Annotated in this window: 16 protein-coding genes and 2 tRNA genes; 4 read left to right on the top strand and 14 right to left on the bottom strand. The window is 49.8% G+C overall.

The window, feature by feature from the left end:
• Positions 1–41 precede the first annotated feature (41 nt).
• The 4 genes from KDN34_RS04270 to trmB form a co-directional block, all read right to left on the bottom strand.
• Positions 42–833 (bottom strand): YggN family protein, encoded by a 792-nt coding sequence (locus KDN34_RS04270; protein ID WP_212595684.1) that lies wholly within the window; start codon positions 831–833, stop codon positions 42–44.
• A gap of 212 nt (positions 834–1045) precedes the next feature.
• Positions 1046–2274 (bottom strand): IS3 family transposase gene (locus tag KDN34_RS04265; RefSeq protein ID WP_212594558.1). Its coding sequence is split into 2 segments (ribosomal slippage): positions 1046–1923 and positions 1923–2274, totalling 1230 coding nucleotides; the frame shifts between segments, so codons are not numbered across the junction.
• Between the two features lie 95 nt (positions 2275–2369).
• Complete coding sequence (locus tag KDN34_RS04260) at positions 2370–2693, bottom strand: 50S ribosome-binding protein YggL (protein WP_212595683.1); 324 nt, start codon at positions 2691–2693, stop codon at positions 2370–2372.
• Positions 2694–2715: 22 nt separating this feature from the next.
• Complete coding sequence (trmB, locus tag KDN34_RS04255; protein ID WP_212595682.1) at positions 2716–3432, bottom strand: tRNA (guanosine(46)-N7)-methyltransferase TrmB; 717 nt, start codon at positions 3430–3432, stop codon at positions 2716–2718.
• A gap of 167 nt (positions 3433–3599) precedes the next feature.
• Here trmB and mutY point away from each other — a divergent pair, with 167 nt between their 5' ends.
• Together mutY and KDN34_RS04245 are read left to right on the top strand one after the other, a co-directional pair.
• Entirely contained in the window at positions 3600–4700 is a 1101-nt protein-coding gene (gene mutY, locus KDN34_RS04250; protein WP_212596521.1) for an A/G-specific adenine glycosylase, read from the top strand.
• Between the two features lie 7 nt (positions 4701–4707).
• The gene (locus tag KDN34_RS04245; RefSeq protein ID WP_212595681.1) at positions 4708–4989 is read left to right on the top strand and encodes an oxidative damage protection protein; all 282 of its coding nucleotides are present in this window, start codon (positions 4708–4710) and stop codon (positions 4987–4989) included.
• A gap of 302 nt (positions 4990–5291) precedes the next feature.
• Here KDN34_RS04245 and KDN34_RS04240 read toward each other — a convergent pair whose 3' ends face one another.
• Together KDN34_RS04240 and KDN34_RS04235 are read right to left on the bottom strand one after the other, a co-directional pair.
• On the bottom strand, positions 5292–5567 hold the full coding sequence (locus KDN34_RS04240; RefSeq protein ID WP_212595680.1) for a hypothetical protein: 276 nt from the start codon (positions 5565–5567) through the stop codon (positions 5292–5294).
• 142 nt (positions 5568–5709) lie between these two features.
• A complete protein-coding gene (locus KDN34_RS04235; RefSeq protein WP_228730418.1) occupies positions 5710–6894 on the bottom strand; it encodes an MFS transporter in 1185 nt (394 codons plus the stop codon).
• Positions 6895–7225: 331 nt separating this feature from the next.
• Between KDN34_RS04235 and KDN34_RS04230 the strand changes: the two genes are divergently transcribed.
• Together KDN34_RS04230 and KDN34_RS04225 are read left to right on the top strand one after the other, a co-directional pair.
• Positions 7226–7301: transfer RNA gene (locus KDN34_RS04230), tRNA-Phe, on the top strand.
• A 7-nt stretch (positions 7302–7308) separates the two neighbouring features.
• A tRNA-Thr gene (locus KDN34_RS04225) sits at positions 7309–7384 on the top strand.
• 116 nt (positions 7385–7500) lie between these two features.
• On the opposite strand, the gene KDN34_RS04220 is transcribed toward KDN34_RS04225, so the two are convergent.
• The 8 genes from KDN34_RS04220 to glgC form a co-directional block, all read right to left on the bottom strand.
• Complete coding sequence (locus KDN34_RS04220; RefSeq protein WP_212595679.1) at positions 7501–8199, bottom strand: SapC family protein; 699 nt, start codon at positions 8197–8199, stop codon at positions 7501–7503.
• Positions 8200–8350: 151 nt separating this feature from the next.
• Entirely contained in the window at positions 8351–9637 is a 1287-nt protein-coding gene (locus KDN34_RS04215) for an NAD(P)/FAD-dependent oxidoreductase (RefSeq protein ID WP_212595678.1), read from the bottom strand.
• 114 nt (positions 9638–9751) lie between these two features.
• On the bottom strand, positions 9752–11107 hold the full coding sequence (locus tag KDN34_RS04210) for an MATE family efflux transporter (protein WP_212595677.1): 1356 nt from the start codon (positions 11105–11107) through the stop codon (positions 9752–9754).
• The gene (locus KDN34_RS04205; RefSeq protein WP_212595676.1) at positions 11107–12123 is read right to left on the bottom strand and encodes a CobW family GTP-binding protein; all 1017 of its coding nucleotides are present in this window, start codon (positions 12121–12123) and stop codon (positions 11107–11109) included. The genes KDN34_RS04210 and KDN34_RS04205 overlap by 1 nt, the downstream gene beginning before the upstream one ends.
• Before the next feature lie 69 nt (positions 12124–12192).
• Complete coding sequence (locus tag KDN34_RS04200) at positions 12193–13440, bottom strand: DEAD/DEAH box helicase (RefSeq protein WP_212595675.1); 1248 nt, start codon at positions 13438–13440, stop codon at positions 12193–12195.
• A 52-nt stretch (positions 13441–13492) separates the two neighbouring features.
• A complete protein-coding gene (locus KDN34_RS04195) occupies positions 13493–16537 on the bottom strand; it encodes an EAL domain-containing protein (RefSeq protein ID WP_407695790.1) in 3045 nt (1014 codons plus the stop codon).
• A 65-nt stretch (positions 16538–16602) separates the two neighbouring features.
• Positions 16603–18174 (bottom strand): glycogen synthase, encoded by a 1572-nt coding sequence (locus KDN34_RS04190; protein WP_228730417.1) that lies wholly within the window; start codon positions 18172–18174, stop codon positions 16603–16605.
• 24 nt (positions 18175–18198) lie between these two features.
• Positions 18199–19467, bottom strand: a complete 1269-nt coding sequence (gene glgC, locus KDN34_RS04185) for a glucose-1-phosphate adenylyltransferase (RefSeq protein ID WP_212595673.1) — start codon at positions 19465–19467, stop codon at positions 18199–18201.
• Positions 19468–19482 lie beyond the last annotated feature (15 nt).

Here is a 19482-nt window from a genome sequence, read left to right as displayed (position 1 = left end):
GGGGAAAGGTCTACGTACAAGGAAGTTATTAATTAACGCGATTAGGGCCGACCAGAAATCAGTGGATATGCGGATAACGCAGGGACACTTTTACGCAATTGCCCTTCAATCACCTGCAATTGCTGGAAATTTTCACAAAGCGCATCGGCACGCTTATCTATCGCATCAGAACGGGCATCCATCTTCTGATCGATCGCTTCGCCAAGCTTGTCCATCTTCTCGCCAAAAGCGTCCATGCGTTCACTAAAGTCACCTTCACCATCCATCATGCTCTTACCGATATTGACCATGATGGAACCCATAGACTGCATCACCAGATCTTCAACCTGCTTGGAAAACTCTTCATCGAATGCTTTATCTATGGTGTCGTCAGTTGCGCCAATAAAATAGGTATCGCCATTGTGGTACACCACTTTACTGATACGCTCATGCAGCTTACCCATCATATCGTTGAGCTTGGCACCGGTTTCATCACCGAGCAGCGGCGTTAATGCAGTAGTTACCGCCTCATTAGCCATACTCAAAGCGTCACTTACCACACCGACAACTTCCGGCATCTGTTGAGCCATACGCTGATGATATTGATTCAGCAATTGTTTCTGTTCAGCATTGAGCGGCACTTCCTTACCATCCACATACAAGTGGTCCATCTCAATACGGTAATATTCTTTCCCTTTCTCGCCGACGACCATCTGCTGTGGTGTAAGGGTGACATCGTAATTCAGCGACACATTGCAGCTATCGTGGTGATGGCCAATTTCCATCGCGGCGGCAGACATTGCCGGTATCAATAATGCGCATCCCAGAGTCATGCCCAGCATCAGAGTTTTCATTCGAGTTATCCTTTTCAAATTATTCATCAAACTGAAAGCAGTAAAGCACACACCATGCCAAATTTTATCTTATTGTATTTTATATGAATTTTTACAACATGAATCGATATCTAGCTATGCGGTAGCGAAACACACCAGCTTTTGGTGAATATGACAATAAAGAAAGGTGAAAAGGTTGGAACATGTCCCGTCCTAAGATAGGTTGACAGTTTTTAGGCCAGCTCCCGTAGCTGGCCTTTTCTATTGTGCACCTGATTGGGTGTTGCCATATCTAAACTCAGGTGCGGTCTCATTTCGTTATATATCGCTATCGATTCTCGAACAAGTATCTTCAGCTCTTCCAGCGTTTTACATCGATACAGGAAAAACTCTTGCTTCAGTATGCCATTGACTCTTTCCGCTAGTGCATTTTGATAGCAATCATAACCGTCTGTCATTGACGGCTGAATATGGTTCGCTATCAGTTCATCCTGATAAACGGCTGCGCAATATTGCGCTCCCCGGTCTGAGTGATGCACTGCATTAGCGATATAGCGCTTATCCCTAACCGCCATTTTCAGCGCTTTCACCACGCTGTCTGCTTTCATGTCTGTACTCAAGTGATGACCGACTATCTTGCGTGATACGGCATCGGTAACCAGTGACAAATAGTGCACGCCTTGGTCTGACTCAAGATAGGTGATATCGCTGACCAGTACATGCTCTGCATCATGCAGCCCGTCTGCTTTCAGCAGGTTAGGATGCTTCTTCATCCAGTGCTTGCTAAACGTCGTTTTGGTGTAACTTCTCTTGGGTTTAACCAGCAAGCCCTCATTTCTCAAATAGGTAAAGAATCCATCCCGTCCGAGTTTGATATCCTGTTCAATCAGCATAGGTTTTATCAATGTGTAGAGCTTGCGTGTGCCCAATCGCGGCATATATTTACGCCAGTATTGTACGGAGTCTTTGATGACCGATAATTCCGTTCTCCGACTATTCATCCGGGCAACTGCCTGGTAAACACCTTGCCTTGAAATACCGACAGCACGACATGCGGCTGCCAGGTTTATTTCGCTTTTGGCTTTGGCTTGCCAGACATACCGGATAAGTACTTTTTTCTTAAACCAGCTCCGTATTCATTATCCATGATATCGACCATACCATTGAGGATTTGGTTACGCAGTTTCTCTTCGGCTAACTCACGCTCAAGGCGTTTGATAGTTTGTGCTGGGGTTTCTTTTGAATGTGGCATAAGGGGATGCTGAAAAGGTTTCGACCAATCGAGTCTACCATGCTTTCTGAGCCAAACGAGTACGGTTGTCTTGCCCTGAATGCCAAAGCGCTTCTGGGCTTGTTTGTACGTCATCTCGCCTTTTTCGACACGCTCTACGATACCTAATTTAAAGGCTAAGGTGTAATCACGTTGCGTGCGCTTACGGCTTGAGTTAGTTGATGTCGCCATAAAGAAGTCCTCTTTATGTCAACGTATTTCAGGACGGGACAACAAACACAAAAAAAGCAGTGCCATAGCACTGCCTTTCAATAAATCAGGGACGATTAACCCCACCAGATATCGTAGAGTTCGCTGATCTCTATCTCTTCGACATTGAGGCTTTTCAGAAAACGCTCAACGGCCTGACGGTCATCATCAGTACATTTACCAAGACGTTGAGTGGCGACAACGCCATCCCATAAGCGATGGCCACCGCCATGGAAACCTAGCTCACGCGGCTCAATCACTTCATTGATAAAGCGTTCTACGTGCTCATCAATAGCGTCTTCGCTCAGGCTGTCAGCAAAGCGCCAGCTCACATCGAAACCTAACTCCTGAAACTCATCAACCCGCAACTTTTTGCGCAAACGGCGACTACGAATGGCCATGGCAACCTCTCTGTTACTTTCGTTATTCGGTACGTTCGAACATCAAATCCCAAACACCATGCCCAAGGCGTTGGCCGCGGGCTTCAAATTTGGTCAGTGGCCGATAGTCAGGCCGAGCCACCACAGTACCATCAACTGACTGATTTTTATAGCCTGGAGCCTGGTTCATCACTTCCAGCATGTGTTCGCTGTAGTTTTCCCAGTCCGTTGCCATATGAAATACACCACCGATTTTTAACCGGGAACGCAATAACTGCACAAATTCTGGCTGCACAATACGGCGCTTATGGTGACGTTTTTTATGCCAAGGGTCAGGGAAAAACAGCTGCACGCGCGCCAATGAAGATTCTGGAATAGTGTGCTGCAACACTTCCACGGCATCATGATGAAACACCCGTAGATTTTTCACACCTGCTTCAGCGGCCGCTGCCAGACAGGCACCAACGCCAGGCTTATGGACTTCAATACCGATGAAATCTTTTTCTGGTGCCGCTTGTGCCATTGCCACCAGCGATGCGCCCATGCCGAAACCAATCTCCAGCACCACATCGGCATTACGACCAAATATCTGCTGCAAATCCATCGCTTCAGCCGAGTATTCCAACCCCATGCTATCCCAATGTTGCTCAATAGCCTGTTCCTGGCCTTTGGTCAGGCGCCCTTCTCGCAACACAAAGCTTTTGACTTTGCGCAGATACTTGCCTTCTTCATTATATTCAGCAGTGGTGACTTCGCTCATTATTGCCCCTGACCTGGCCAGACATCATAAAAAGAAGGGCATTATGCAAAGTTCATCGGTGAGTGCAAGCCCCGCTTGTGGAAAAGTATATCAATAAGCGATTAGTTCGCTATCAACCACAGCAATATACCTTGTACAGAGATCCGGCTAAAGCTACACTGCGGCCCATGAAAACACCGTCTTTTTCGCAACGCATTATCACCTGGTACGGTCAGCACGGCCGTAAAACCCTGCCCTGGCAACTCAATAAAACCCCTTATAAAGTATGGGTTTCAGAAATTATGTTGCAACAAACACAGGTAGCAACGGTCATCCCCTACTTCAACCGTTTTATGGAGCGCTTTCCCAATGTGGTAGCACTGGCAGACGCTGATACTGATGAAGTGCTGCATCTGTGGACCGGACTGGGCTACTATGCCCGCGCCCGCAATCTGCATAAGGCGGCGCAGTTAATCCGCGACAAACACAACGGAGAATTCCCCGAACAGTTTGATGCAGTGATGGCACTGCCAGGCGTAGGCCGCTCCACTGCAGGAGCCATTCTGTCACTGTCGCTCGGCCAGTATCATCCAATTCTGGACGGTAACGTAAAACGCGTACTGGCCCGCCACGCCGCGATTGACGGCTGGCCGGGACAGCCCAAAGTCGAGCAAGCACTGTGGCAACTGGCAACGGAACGGTCACCGACCACCGAGATTGCCCAATACAATCAGGCGATGATGGATATGGGAGCTGGCATCTGCACCCGCTCACGGCCTGCCTGTGCGCAATGTCCGGTAGCACTTGACTGTCAAGCGCAACAGATGGGCAAACAGCGCGACTATCCAGGGAAAAAACCGAAGAAAGCCATTCCTGCCAAAGATGCCTGGCTGCTGGTGATCAGACATAACGACGATATCTTGCTGCAGAAACGGCCACCTGCTGGCATCTGGGGCGGACTCTGGTGTTTTCCGCAATACGCCACTAAAACGGTGTTACAACAAGCGGTAACCACGCTGGGTTATGCACCCGACCAACTCGAAGAACTGCCAGGATTTCGCCATACCTTCAGTCACTTCCATCTGGATGCACAGCCACTGCTGCTCACATTACAGAGTGATGCCGACACGATTGCAGCGAAATTACAGCAAACTGCCGAATCGCAGGATGCGGTCATGGAAGCTGCCCCCAGTCTCTGGTATAACTTAGGCCAACCATCACGGGTCGGACTGGCCGCCGCTACCGAGCGGGTTCTGGTCGGCTTAAAACCTAGTGCAATTGAGGAGTAACAGTCTTATGGCACGCACAGTTCACTGCGTCTATTTCAACAAAGAAGCTGACGGGCTGGATTTTCAACTCTATCCGGGTGAAATCGGCAAACGCATTTTCGACAACATCAGCAAAGAAGCCTGGGCGGCATGGCAGCATAAGCAAACCATGTTGATTAACGAAAAAAAACTTAACATGATGAATGCTGAACATCGTAAGTTTCTTGAAGAACAGATGGTGCACTTCCTGTTTGAAGGCGGTGATGTCCACGTTGAAGGCTACGTACCACCAAAAGAAGAAGAGCTGTAACATTTTGAGGCTCTTCTACAAAATATAAATATCAATAGCTAATTAAATCTCGTTTAAATCTATTTATAGAGGTTTATGACTGAGACTCTCAGTTCACCAAGGGGCTAACGGTCGGCGAAAAGGCAATTGCGGTTTATGGTTTCAGCTCGGACACTAGTGCCACAACCAAACGCCCTTATTTAACCTTTGTTTCGATATAAGCTCGCCAACAGAAAAGCCAGGGCGACAGCCTTGGCTTTTCTGTCTGGAATCAGCTATCTGCTTCAGACTCACTGATTAATAAGGTTGCCAGTCATCCGCGTCTAACCTTTCGGTTTCTTGGGTTTTACCGCAATTAGTGCAATCAGGATCACCACGGCGATCACCAAGCCCTGAGTTAGCGTCATGCCATGGTTTTGAGGAACAGGTTGTTGCTGTTGAATGGCTGTAGACTGCTCACTAAGCGTTTTATTTGTAAGGATTTTCGTTTCGGGTGAGGAAACACCAGAGGCATCGTCGGCCATCATAATTTGCCATTGACGGCCACAGACCGCTGCCGGATTGACGTCTGTAGCGGCACATTTTTGCTGCAAATTCATCTGACCTCCTGTCTACCATTCATTGAATCCAGCTTAACCTAAATAAGCTATTCTTCAAATTTTCGGCTAACACGGGTCATGGCGAAAAGTAGCCAAAGGTATAACCTTTTAGGGAAATCTGGCTTTTGTGTCCAAATACAGCTTATAGAGACTGCACGGCATGACTCTTAAACCAGGTATAGGCCAGACCAGTAAGCGCCAATACAGTTCCACCAGCACATACAGCAGTCCAGCCACCGAACTGATAAAGGTTGACCGATACCCAGGATCCCAGTGCACCACCAATAAAGTAACAGGTCATATAGCCTGCATTGAGGCGATTACGCAGTTGCTGTTGCAGGCTATAAATCACATTCTGATTGCTGACATGTGTCATCTGCACCGCCAGATCCAGCAATACCACACCAGCCAACAGTAATAGCAGCGAGTTGCCTGCAAAAAACAGTAGCATCCAGCTGACAAGTGAGCAGCCGAGCCCCAGCCAGGTACCGGTATTACCTTTACCGGCATCAGCCAGTTTACCCGCCCAACGCGCTGCGGCTACCCCGGCAACGCCCGCTAAGCCAAACAAGCCGATGGTGGCATCGGAATATTCATAGGGTGGATTGGCCAACAAGAACGCCAGCGGGGTCCAGAACATGGTGAACATGGCAAATGACAGTCCGCCGAGAAATGAACGTGATCTGAGCTTGGGTTCGGAGCCGAATAAGCTCAATAATGACCGCATCAGCTCACGATAACCGATGACAGTTTCAGTCCGATAAACGGGCAAGGTTCGCGCCAGCAACAAAGTAATGAGCAGCATCGCCATCGCGGCCAGCCAGTACACCGCCTGCCAGGAAACCAGCGTCGAGATCATCCCGGCCACCACCCGCGCCAGCAAAATCCCCAGCAACAAGCCTCCCATCACCGTTCCGACTACCCGGCCACGCTGTGAAGGATCGGCCAAGGTTGCTGCCAGCGGCACCAAAACCTGCGCGACTACAGAACAGGCACCGGCCACAGCGGTTCCCAGCAATAACCAATATAAATTGGGTGCCATGGCGTTGATAAAGAGTCCGACTGTTGCCAGTAGCATCATCACGATGATTAAACGACGACGTTCCACCATATCGGCCAACGGCACCAATAATAGTAATCCGGCACCGTAAAACAGCTGAGCGGTAGTGACCAACATACCGGCGGCAGTGTGCGACACCTTAAAATAATTGGCGATAGTATCCAGCAGCGGCTGCACATAATAGTTGTTCGCTACAGCAACACCAGTGGCAACCGCCATTAACAACACCAGTAATGGAGACAGCATACGCGTTTCAGTGGAAGCCATGGTTGAATCCTTAAACATGGAGAGATCGCAGACGCCATATCGCCAGCGGGAGGCATATCATAACAACTCATTACGGATTTAGCTTGACGGTATTTCGTCTGCAGCTGATACAGAGGACAGTAGCAACACCTCCCAACACAACGGTCACTGTGGCATAGTTGATGCCACTATTAGTGGTTCATCCGCAAATTTGCCCATTAACTGAGCGAACAGCGGCGCTCCTGCCAAAAAGCGCTTGCAGTAGTAAAATAACCTGCTTTATCATACGCCCACTTTAAAAACAGCCGTTGTTAATTGTCTTTGAAGTAGCGTACTGGCGCTCAACTCAGTTGCCCGAATAGCTCAGTCGGTAGAGCAGCGGATTGAAAATCCGCGTGTCCCTGGTTCGATTCCGGGTTCGGGCACCACTTTTATGCCGGCATAGCTCAGTTGGTAGAGCAACTGACTTGTAATCAGTAGGTCCCGAGTTCGACTCTTGGTGCCGGCACCATGAATTTAGAAAGCCACTCAATTGAGTGGCTTTTCGCTTTTCCAGCGTCAGCATTGATTCGTTTTATTTCAGACATAAAAAAGAGCGCCGCAGCGCCCTTTTTCAGACATCAGCGATTACAGCGCAGCTTCAAACTGTACCAAACGTGGGATCTGGTTCAGAGATGTCAGGTGGCTGTAGATCGGGCCGAGCAAACCGCGCTTACGCAGATCCAGGAAGTCTTCATCAGACATCTCTGCCAGCTTACGCTCATCGATCAAATAGATACCGTTGATGTTACGTTGCTCGCCTTTCACTTCAACTGTTAGTGTCTGGGCAATTAACAGATTCTTGCTTGCCAGATAACCAAGAATGGCACGGCTCTGTTGATCCTGTTCAAAGTGTTTCAGCAAAGCTTCCCGGCGATTTTTCAGGAATTCAGTTTCTTCGCCATCAGCAAACAGTGCTTCGCCTTCTGCTTTATTGACCTGGTCGCTGCTTTCACGCACGCCAATCCAGACTTTATCTTTCTGCTCTGGGTTCAACACAACTGTCAGAGGGAAGTCACGCAGTACATTAGGAATGTAGTTACCCAACCATTCTTCGCCTTTGACCAGCAGGTTCTGGTTAGGCTTCAGACCTAACATCATCACCGCCTGGAATTCGCCAGTTTCGTTATTTTTGATAAAGACAACCGGTACATCAACGGCCGCATACAGCAGCTCGTGCAGAGAAACAGGTAACAGGTGCTGATCAGCTACGTGGGCATATTTCGGTGCTGAAAACTTAACGTCTGCATGCTTTTGGTTATCAAGCAGCACAAATGGTTCGCTCATCGAAAGCTCCTTGAGGGCTCTTACTTTAAAATTATGTTAAAAAATTGAAAGGAAACTGCTTCCCTTGTACTAGTTATACCCTGTTTACTATCTGATAAAAAACCGTAACCATCGCAAACGTGACACAACTGCCGGGATTTTCACCAGTTGCTTAGTGAAGTTTAAGTTTTGGCCGATGCCATTTAAGCAATCGCTGGGCGAATCGGTAAACCAATGCAGAAAACCAGCCATACAGGCTTGCCAGATGGCGCTGATATAACGACATATACATGATGCGCGCGATATATCCTTCGATGAACAACGAACGCGAACGCAGATTGCCCATGAGGTTGCCCACCGCAGAAAAGCGGCTCAATGACACCAGCGAACCATAGTCGTGATAACGAAACGGTAATTCCGCTTTACCCTCTAAACGGTTAACCAGATTTTTATAGAGGGTATCGGCCATCTGCGCCGCGGCCTGCGCTCTTGGGGGCACGGCTTTACCATTATCCGTAACCATCGCAGCGCAATCACCAAGAGCGTAGATGTATTCCTGACCTTTGACTCGCATACAGGCGTCAACTTCTACCTGGTTACGATTATTGATTGGCAAATCGGTGAACTGCTTCAATAAATCTGGCCCTTTAACACCTGCGGCCCAGACTTTCAGACCGGCGGGAATTATCCCGTCCTGAGTCACAAAGCCTTCTTTAGTTACCTCTTTTACCTGTACGCCGATGTGCAGACGCACACCGATATGATCCAGAACCGACTGCGCACCACCGCTTACTTTGTCCGGTAAGGCGGGCAAAATACGTTGCGCGGCTTCAATCAAGTGAATTTCCAAATGAGACTTATCGATATTGAGGTAGCCGAAATCTTTTACCGATTCCAACACATGATAAAGCTCAGCCGCCAATTCGACACCGGTGGCACCCGCGCCAACAATACCAATGCTGAGCTTTTCATTGGTTTCATCCAGCAGTAACAGATTGTCGAGCAACTTTTGGTGGAACAGATTAGCGCTTTCCAGATTGTCGAGGAAAATACAGTGTTGTTCAGCGCCTGGGGTATTAAAGCTGTTGGAAACACTGCCAATCGCCAGCACCAGACAGTCATATTTTACGTGCCGTTCGCCGAGCAGTTCCTCTCCCTGTTTATTGGCGACCTTCGATAAGGTGATCTCTTTCTGTTGTGGATCGCAGCCGATGATTTCACCGCGCAGGAAACGGTAACCGTTTTTGAGTCCGTGGTCGCGGTAGAGTAAGCCTTCAATGGATTGATCGATGACGCCAACCGCTACTTCATGTAACTTGGGTTTCCAGATGTGGACCGGACTCTTATCCACCAGACAGATCTCGGCTTTACCGCTCAGGCCCAATTTACGACCCAACTTAGACGCCAGCGCTAATCCACCAGCACCACCGCCGACGATCACGATTCTTTTTGTGGCCACATCACCCTCCGACACCAGCCAAAAGCGACCTTATACATATCATAAAACCGCTAATTTGATAATTGCTTCTTTAGCGAAGCTTTTATTAATTTTTATTAAAACAAACAGATAGTGTTAGTTACTGGCTTTATCCAGCCGCTTTAACGTGCGAAACATCCACACGCACAATAATGAACTGCAGCAGGATAATGAAATCCACACACCAGTGATGCCCAGCAATGCACCCAACAACCACAACAACGAGGCCACCAGTAAAATTTTACTGCCGGTCAGCATTGCCGCTTCTTTAGGGCGATTGATCGCCTGAAACAGACTCGCGCCCACCAGCACCATACCTTCAAAGGGTAAACCCCAGAAATACAGATGCATACCCGCAATTGCCACTGGCGCTAATTGCGGGTTATCGCCGGCAAATAACCATAACATCCACAGTGGTTTACCGTAGACAATCAGCCAGCCAATCAGCGCTGTAACAAGGGTGACCGTGAAGGCTAACTTAGCCGCCTGCCGTACTCGCTGTGGCTGCCGGGCGCCGGTGTTGAAGCTGAGGATAGGTTGGGTACCAAGCGCAATGCCTTCAAAAATGAGATAGAACATCGCTTCGGTATAGCCGATGACACCATAGGCAGCGAGGTGCAGTTCGGTGCCTTGCCATAAGATAGCGATGTTATGCAGCGTCAGGACCACCGACAAGTAAAGACTCATCAGCATGCTGGACAGACCCAGACGACAAATGCCTTTTACATGGTGCCAGTGCAAGCGCATCTGCTGTAGATTTAGTTGCAAGCGGGTGCGCGAGCAGAAGAAATGCCGTAAGCAAAACGCTGCAGTCATACCGTGAGACAACATGGTGGCGATGGCAGCTCCGGCTAACCCGAACGGCAACACCACGATGAACAACCAATCGAGGAAAGTATTGAGGATACCGCCGAAAATTAAAATCAGCGTAACGATCCCGGGATGTCCGTCATTACGCAGCATGGCGCCGAAGGTTGTCGCCAATATGGGCAGCGTCCCCAAGGCAAAATACCAGAACAGATAATTACGGGCGTAAGCCAGCACTTGTCCGTTGGCGCCTAACAGTTGCAGTATCGGTTCACTCAACAAGGTGCCTGCAATTGCCAGCGTGACACCACAAATCAGTGCCAGCGTAAAACTGTTACCCACGACCTGGCGGGCATCAGTGACTTTACCTTGTCCCAATAATAACGACACCTGAGCGGCACCGCCCATGCCAATCAGGGTTCCCAATGCGTAGAGGATGGCGCCGACCGGATATGCGAGGGTGATACCGGCAAGGCCATCAGCCCCAAGGTAATGACCGATAAACATGCCATCGATGGTTACATAAATGCCGGTTGCCAGCATTGCCGCAATAGTTGGCACCGCATAGCGCCAGAACAAGCGCGGGATCGGCATCTCCATCAGTGCCAGATCCGCCGCAGTACCGCTTTGAATGCTGGTTGTCATTAAAGCTCCATGCGACCCAAAGACAATAACTGTTGTTCAATGGCAAGCGCATCCAAAGGCTGCTGACTAATCAGCTCCAGGCGCGAGTCCATCGCCTCATCCAGCTCTTCGAAACTGAGTTCACCATCCAGCATGTTGAACGCGGCAATACCGTCAGTGGTGATCATCACCGCCTTGAGTCTCAGCAGTTGCTGGCTGCTAATCCATTGCACCAATGGCGCTAAATCGAATACCCATTGTGGGCTGAATTTCCAACCGTAGCTGTAGGCGTGGGCATCCTGATGAGCCTTAAACACAAAGCCTTGCGCATTAAATGGCACCGCTGCATTGTCAGCAGAGGTGTAATCAGGCGTTGGTTGCAGTAAAGCATTTACTTTTCGGTTAGCGGTTGTAACGCCTGCTGGATGCTGCAGTAATGACCACAACGCCTGCGGAAGCGGTTGCTGCTGCGACCATTGCAGCAGTGGCTGATTGAGATCTCGGTCGGTAACAAATTGCTGTAATTGCTGTTGTACTTCGACCTGTTGCTGCCAAAGATCGGCCTTGGATGCCAGCAAAATATCGGCACTGGCTAACTGCGATACGAATGTGTCATTCGTGAGATAGCGGTTATCTGCCAGTTTACGCGGGTCCAACAGGCATACAGAAGACAGCAGGCGAATGGATTGCGCGAAGACTTCAGACTGTAAGGTGCGGATGATTTGCAGCGGATGACCGAGACCGGTCGGTTCAATCAACAGTCGCTGCGGTTTTGCCTTCGCCAATAACTGCGTCACTGCGACTTGCAGCGGCACGCCAGCGGCGCAGCAGATACAGCCCCCAGCAACTTCGCGGATCACTACATCTTGGCGGCTTCCCATCAGGCTGGCATCGATACCAATTTCACCGAACTCATTCACCAGCACCGCCCAGGTTTCAGCGACGGGTTTCGCCTGTAACAGCGCTTTGATAAAGGTCGTTTTACCTGAACCAAGAAAACCGGTAATCACATGGGTCGGAACAGCGGCAACAATCATAGCAACATTCAGCAGGACAGAAATCTGAGCGCCAAGTGTACCCAAATCTCGGTTCAGCCACACCTGTTATCAACGTCGATGGTGATTGGCTTTATTGCTGCGCGCAGCGGCCTGGAAGCGGGAGCGGCTTTTTGTGGCAGCTTTCGGAGTTGTCACTGCACTGCGATAACGCTCTGGCAATGCGGCGGTGGTTTCGTATCCGGCAGGGGTTAGTTGCGGGATTGAAAGCTTAAGTTCCTGCTGAAGGGCTTGTAGTTGCGATAATTCCTGCGGACTTATGAGGGTATAGGCTTCACCATCCAACCCCGCACGCCCAGTTCGCCCGATACGATGCACATAATCCTCAGACTCTGGGGGCAATTCAAAATTGATCACCCTTGGCAGCGCCGGAATATCCAAGCCACGGGCGGCAACATCGGTCGCCACCAGCACCCGAATACGGCCTTCAGCAAAATCCGCTAAGGCACGGTTGCGAGCGCCCTGAGTTTTATCACCGTGAAACACGGCGTTGCTAATACCATCGAGGGAGAGCTCTTCGCCCAAACGGCTGGCAGCGTCCTTGGTATTAACAAACACCAAGATTTGCTGCCAATTATTTTTGCCGACTAACTCCGCTAACAATTCCGCTTTGCGCTGCTTGGCGACCAACAATACCTGCTGCTGAATGTTTCCCTGTTCGGCACTATGCGGCAATTCAACCCACAATGCCTGTTGGGTGAGTTGCTGCCCTAAGTTACGCACGGAGTCTGGAAAGGTTGCCGAAAACAGCATGGTCTGGCGCTTGCTGGGTAACCATTTCTGCAACCGCTGGATATCTTTGATAAATCCCAGATCCAGCATGCGATCAGCTTCGTCCAGCACCAGAAACTGTAGCTGACTCAGATTGAGATAATCCTGACTGAGATGGTCAAACAGCCGTCCCGGAGTGGCGACCAACACATCAACGCCCTGTTGTAACCGTTGCCGCTGCGGCCGGAAGTTCGCGCCACCATATACCGCCACAATCCGTAACTCGCTACCGGCCGCAAAGGCGGTAATATGAGTCGCCAGTTGCTGCGCTAACTCACGTGTTGGCGTAAGAATTAATGCTTGAGGGGCAGCAGAACTATGTGGTTGCGGATTGGTACTGAGCCTGGCAACGATTGGCAAACCAAAGGCAGCGGTTTTACCACTGCCGGTTTGTGCTGACACCAGCAGATCCTTCCCGGCCAAAGCCGCTGGCAACACTTGTTGCTGCACCGGTGTTAAGTGCTGATAGCCATAGTCAGCGACCGCTTTGAGTATTTGAGAAGGCAGAGAAGTTTCAGAAAACAGCATAGTCAGGCTCGTTGTCAAAAAACGCAGTATACAGGGTTAATGGCTGGCGCGCTCAGTCTGTTGACGGGCGTTTGGCGTCCAGGAAGCGTTGCTCGAATTCGCTGCTAGATACCGGTCTTGAGTAAAAATAGCCTTGGGCATAGTCACAATGGATCCGTTTTAGGATCTCGGCTTGCTGCTGAGTTTCCACCCCTTCGGCAATCACTTTCATACCCAATTTATGCGCCATAACGATAATCGCTTCGCACAGGGTCTGATTGCTGGCATCAACATCGATATTTTTGGTAAATGATTGATCTATTTTTAGATAATCAATATCAAATTTTTTCAGATAGGCCAGAGAGGAGTAGCCGGTCCCAAAATCATCCAACGACACCTGCACCCCAGCATCACGGTATGAAAGTAGCTTCTCAGATACCGCTATATTGGTATCCAGCAACAGCCCTTCAGTGATTTCAATACAGATGCCCCCCCCGGGAAGCTGCTGCAGGGTTTGTAGCCACTCCTGAAAACGCACACCTTCATCGCGAAACTGCACCGGCGACTTGTTGACACTGATCTGGATTTCCACACCCAGGCGCTCGCGCCAATCGGCGCTCTGCTTCACTGCCTGCTGAAATACCCAGTTTCCAATCGGAAAAATCAAACCGGTATCCTCTGCTATCGGGATGAATTGCGCGGGTGGCACCTGACCTCGTTGCGGGTGGTACCAACGGATCAGTGCTTCAGCTTTAGTGATTTTACCGCTGCTAAGTTCAACGATAGGTTGGTAGTTAAGTTCAAAGGCACTGCTCTCCACCGCCTGACGTAGGTCCTGGATCAACCGCATACGGTAATGTGCCTGCTGCTGCATTGATTCAGTGAAGTAATGGTAACGATTGCGTCCCTGGTTCTTGGCGGCATACATTGCCTGATCGGCATGTTTTAACAGCACATCTTCAGCTTCACCATCATCGGGATACAAGGTAATGCCAATACTGACACTGATGTAAGCCGTTTCATCACCCAACTTATAGGGTTCGGCGATACTACTGAGGATCTGTGCTGCCACACGTTCGATACCCTGTGAACTTTCTGCATCGGTGAGAATGATGGTGAATTCATCACCGCCAAGACGTGCGACAAAATCTGATTCGCGTACACAAGTACGCAATCGTTCCGCTGTCTGGATCAACAATTGATCGCCCATATCATGACCGAGGGTATCGTTGACCTCTTTAAAGAAATCAAGATCGAGAAACAACAGTGCCAGCTTACTGCCGCGGCGATGTGCCCGTTGTATTTCATGATACAGCTGTTCTAGCAACATCCGACGGTTCGGTAGACTGGTCAGCGGATCGTAATTGGCCTGGTGCCAGATCACCTGCTCGGAATGTTTCTTCTCGGTGATATCAGAGAACAGCACCACCCATTGTTGTGGCTCGCCTTTTTTACCACCGATAGTGTTGATGGTGAGCCAGGTGATGATCTCCTTACCGTCACGGCATTTTATCCAGAGTTCGCCTTGCCAGCGCCGCTGCTTACCCAGATCCTTTTTAATCGCATGAAAATCTGTGGCTGAGTAACGATCACTTTTCAACTGATTGATTTTTTTGCCGATAATATCTGCATCACGGTAACCCGTCAGCGCGCAAAAGGCTGGATTAATATTGATAATTTCGCCATGACGATTAAGTACACTCATCGCCTCACTGCTGTTGTCGTAGACGGATGCCGCCAGTTTCAACGACGCTTCACGCTGCTTATCCTCGGTAATATCTTGGTGGATGCCACAGACTTTTAGCGGCACTCCTTCACGCCATTCCATCACTTTACCGACATCGCGGATCCACCGGAGCTGACCATCGGTGCGGCGTATGCGGTATTCGTTACGATAATCGGTGGTATTACCGGCAATATGTTGTTCCAGCGCGCGTAATGTCTGAATACGATCCTCGTCAACAATCGCATTGAGCCAGATATGTTTGCCTTTGCTCAATTCCTCGAAGGTACACCCCAGCAGATTAGCGGTCTGTTGATCATGAGTGACCTGGTCGCGGCTCAAATCCCACATCCAATAACCGAGGCGACTGCTGACCAACACTAACTCCAGTTCAGCATGGCTGACTGACAGCGCCTGCTGCGCTTCTTTGGCTGCCGTAATGTCGATATAACCGGCAATGACCAACTGCACCTGATGAAAACTGCGCTGGCAAGACACCGTTATATGGGTATACAGCAGCTGACCATTTTTCTTGATAAAGCGCTTTTCCAGCTCGTAACGTTCTATTTCGCCCCGCAGCATCCTTCTGAAATATTTATTACTTTCATCTATATCGCCACGATGCGTCAGGCTATCCCAGGTTTTATGCAGCAACTCCGCTTCAGAGTAACCGAGCATCTGACAAAAATAAGGATTCACTTTAAGGAAGCGGCGGTCGGGCGAACTGATCGAGATACCATAGTTGCCTACGTTGAACTGCGAGCGGAACAGAAACTGATCCTGCAATTTCAGCTGCTGAGCAAGCTCCCGCTCTAAACGGTTAGATAACAGCTTACCCATTAGTACAGTCACCAGTGGATACAACGTCAGCACCGGTGGCGCAATACGGGTAATGACATCAACTGCCATTGTGGCCGGTAACAACAGCATCCACAGCAGCATCGACACATGCACTATCAGCGAGAAGATAATCAGCTCAACATAACTGACGTGAGTCAGAGACTGACGATTCCAGTTCCGCCATTTACGCCACGCAATCCCCAACAAGCCACTGGTACATATCACACCAATGCCGATAACAGCACCGTCCCCCCCCAGATATAACCGGAATGCGGAAGCGATAGCGCAGGCAATAAAGGTAGGGACGCCGCCAAAGAATAACCCGGTCACACACAACAGCACACTGCGGCAGTCAAAGATCAAACCGGGACTAAAGGTCCAGGGCGTTAACATGACGGCAATACAGATCCCGCCGATCAGCGCACCTGACAGCAGTTGCCATAACAACCGATAACGGCTGTCATTACGATACAGAGGGATCGCATCGTAGATCAGGATCAATGCCAGCAACAATGCGGCATTTTGCACTAATGGAAGAAACATAACAGCGTCAATAGCCCCCAAAGAAAAACCCCTGCTTAACCGATCACAGTCTAGCAGAATCCTTTGAATTTCTTCGATTAATTGACTGAACTGTAGAGCTTGTCCACATATTCAGCGGCGCTGGCATGCCAATCAAACCGGCTGGCACTGGCAGCCTTCACCAATGTCTGCCAATGTGGTGTGCCAAAAAGTGTCAACGCTCGCTCTAATGTCTGTAGCAATGCGGCACTCTGTTGCTCTAGATCGCGCCCGTGAAACACAAAGCCGTTGTGACCATCGGCTACCGTATCCTTCAGGCCACCGACTCCGTGTACCAGACAAGGCTGTCCGGCTTTCAGCGCCAACATTTGACTGATGCCACAGGGTTCAAAGGAACTGGGCATCAGGAACAGATCGCCACTGTAATACAAGGCTTCAGAAAGCTGTTCATGATAGCCATTGATAAACAAGAAATTATCGTGACGTGCGGCCACTTCACTAAATTCTCGCGCCAAACTTGCATCGCCACTGCCCAGCAACCAGAAGCGGGCATTTTCATTCCAGGCGGCCAGTCGCTGTAAGATGGCATCCAGCACTAATCCCCCCTGCCACGGTTGGCGCAGCAGCAGCATTTTCTGATCGGTGAGTCGTCCGACAGAGGTCAGTAAGAATCCTTGCGGTAACCCTTTTTGTGATAAGCGGATCTGCGCAATAATTTCCGACGGCTGCACAAATTCGCTGTATCCAAGTTTGCTCAGTAGTGCTAAATACGCGAGATCTTTCAGTTGGTCGCGTATCTGCTGACGCGAAATTGTCGGTGCAGGAGCGGAATAATCACAACCGTTCAGAATGCCAAAAAGCTTTCCTTCGCGCCGTATCCGTTGCAGATCCAGCTCTAATCCTTCACCACCAAAAAAGCCTTCCTCTGGCCGAGAGGGTTGTAATACTTCCTCGGCATAGCCAGGAGATACCAGATGCACCGCATCACAAAGATTAATTGCCGCTCGCAACGGATTAACACAATCCGGATAACGTGGGTCTAGTGCCGCAGCAAGACGTTTGTGACTGAGATTCGCCATGCCAGGAAACCAGGCGCGTAACGAGGAAATATCCCCTTCCAATGGGCGAATGCCCTGCATCGCCAGATTGTGAATGCTCAGAATAGTGGGGATTTGTTGCAGTTGGGTGTAGGCCGGTTCAAATGCTCGCAGCATCGCGAAAAAGCCACAATGCCAGTCATGCAGATGCAAGCGATCCGGCAAGGCGATTAAGCCACTACAGAGCAAGGTAGCCACTGCGGTACAAAATAACGCAAATTTGCTGGCATCTGATGCAAACGGCCGCCCCGGACTATCTTGGGTATAGATGGCGTGACCAGGCGCGACAAACATCTCGTGTGCCAGCAGATAGATCCACACCTCGGGTTGTAATGGATTGGCGAGACGATAGAGTTTCAGCGGATAATGACCACTATCGAAAGGCACCACAAAGTCACAGACAAACGCCGCTTGTTGTTCCCTGGCGAGGAAACCGTAATCCGGCATAATCATGTCTACCGCAACCCCATGGGGCTGCAACGCAGGCGCCAGATCGCGCAAGACATCCGCCATTCCACCGACTTTGGCACCCTTAAGCGCTGCATTTTCTGCAGCCAGCATCAATACCCGCATCGACTATTGGTTTTCCTGTAATTATTATTCGTAACCCACTGGCAGCCCTAACATATCACGGGTTACCAACACCACACCGCCTTCTGATACGCGAAAGCCCTTAGCACGGTCATGTTCGTGGTTATAGCCTATCTCCATCCCTTCCGGAATAATACAGCCACGATCAATAATCGCCTTGCGAATACGGCAGTTACGCAATACCACCACATCGGGCAAGATCACAGTATCTTCGACTACCGAGTACGAACAGACACGAACCTCGTTAAACAGCACACAGCGCCTGACGCTAGCCCCGGAAATAATGCAGCCACTGGAGACCACAGAATCCACGGCCATACCGCGGCGCCCATCGTCATCAAACACAAATTTGGCAGGCGGCAGCTGTTCCTGATAGGTCCAGATAGGCCATTTGGCGTCATACAGATTCAGTGCGGGTGTCGGTGACAGCAATTCCATATTGGCCGTCCAGAACGAGTCCAGCGTTCCCACATCACGCCAATAAGCAGGTTCATTAGGGAATGAACTGCGGAACGGATAGGCGTAAACCTGATGATTTTCGATAATAGAAGGGATGATATCTTTACCGAAATCTCTTTGTGATTCAGCATTTTGCGCATCACGTTTAAGTTGATCAAAAAGAAAGTCGGTATTAAAGACATAGTTGCCCATAGACGCGAGACACAACTCGGGATTATCTGGCAGTGATTTGGGGTGAGCCGGTTTTTCTTCAAAACCGAGGATGCGATTACTGGTGTCCACTTCCATCACCCCGAAGGCATTGGCAGCTTCAGCAACCGGGACTTCCATGCAAGACACCGTCATATCGGCACCGGATTCCGCGTGAGCTGCCAGCAACCCCGCATAGTCCATGCGATAAACATGATCACCGGACAGCACCATGACGTAACGCGGTAATTCATGGCGGATAATGTCGATATTTTGGAACACTGCATCGGCAGTGCCCTGATACCAGTTATCGGAATAGCGCTGCGATGCTGGCAGAATTTCCACCGACTCGCCCAGCTCTTTCTTGAAATGCCCCCAGCCCCGCATGATATGCCGGATCAGGGAATGAGACTTGTATTGCGTCACGACCCCAACCCGGCGGATACCGGAATTGATGCAGTTCGATAACGGAAAATCGATGATGCGGAACTTACCACCAAAATACAGCGCAGGTTTAGCACGCCAATCCGTCAATTCATGTAAGCGGCTTCCCCTACCGCCTGCAAGGATCAACGCATAGGTGTCGCGGGTTAAGTTGCTGATAAAACGCAGACTGGAATTTGACATATCCTGTGTCTCCCC

Source organism: Shewanella yunxiaonensis (genome assembly GCF_018223345.1).
GTDB classification, from domain to species: domain Bacteria; phylum Pseudomonadota; class Gammaproteobacteria; order Enterobacterales; family Shewanellaceae; genus Shewanella; species Shewanella yunxiaonensis.
This window is presented reverse-complemented; position numbering and strand designations above follow the sequence as displayed.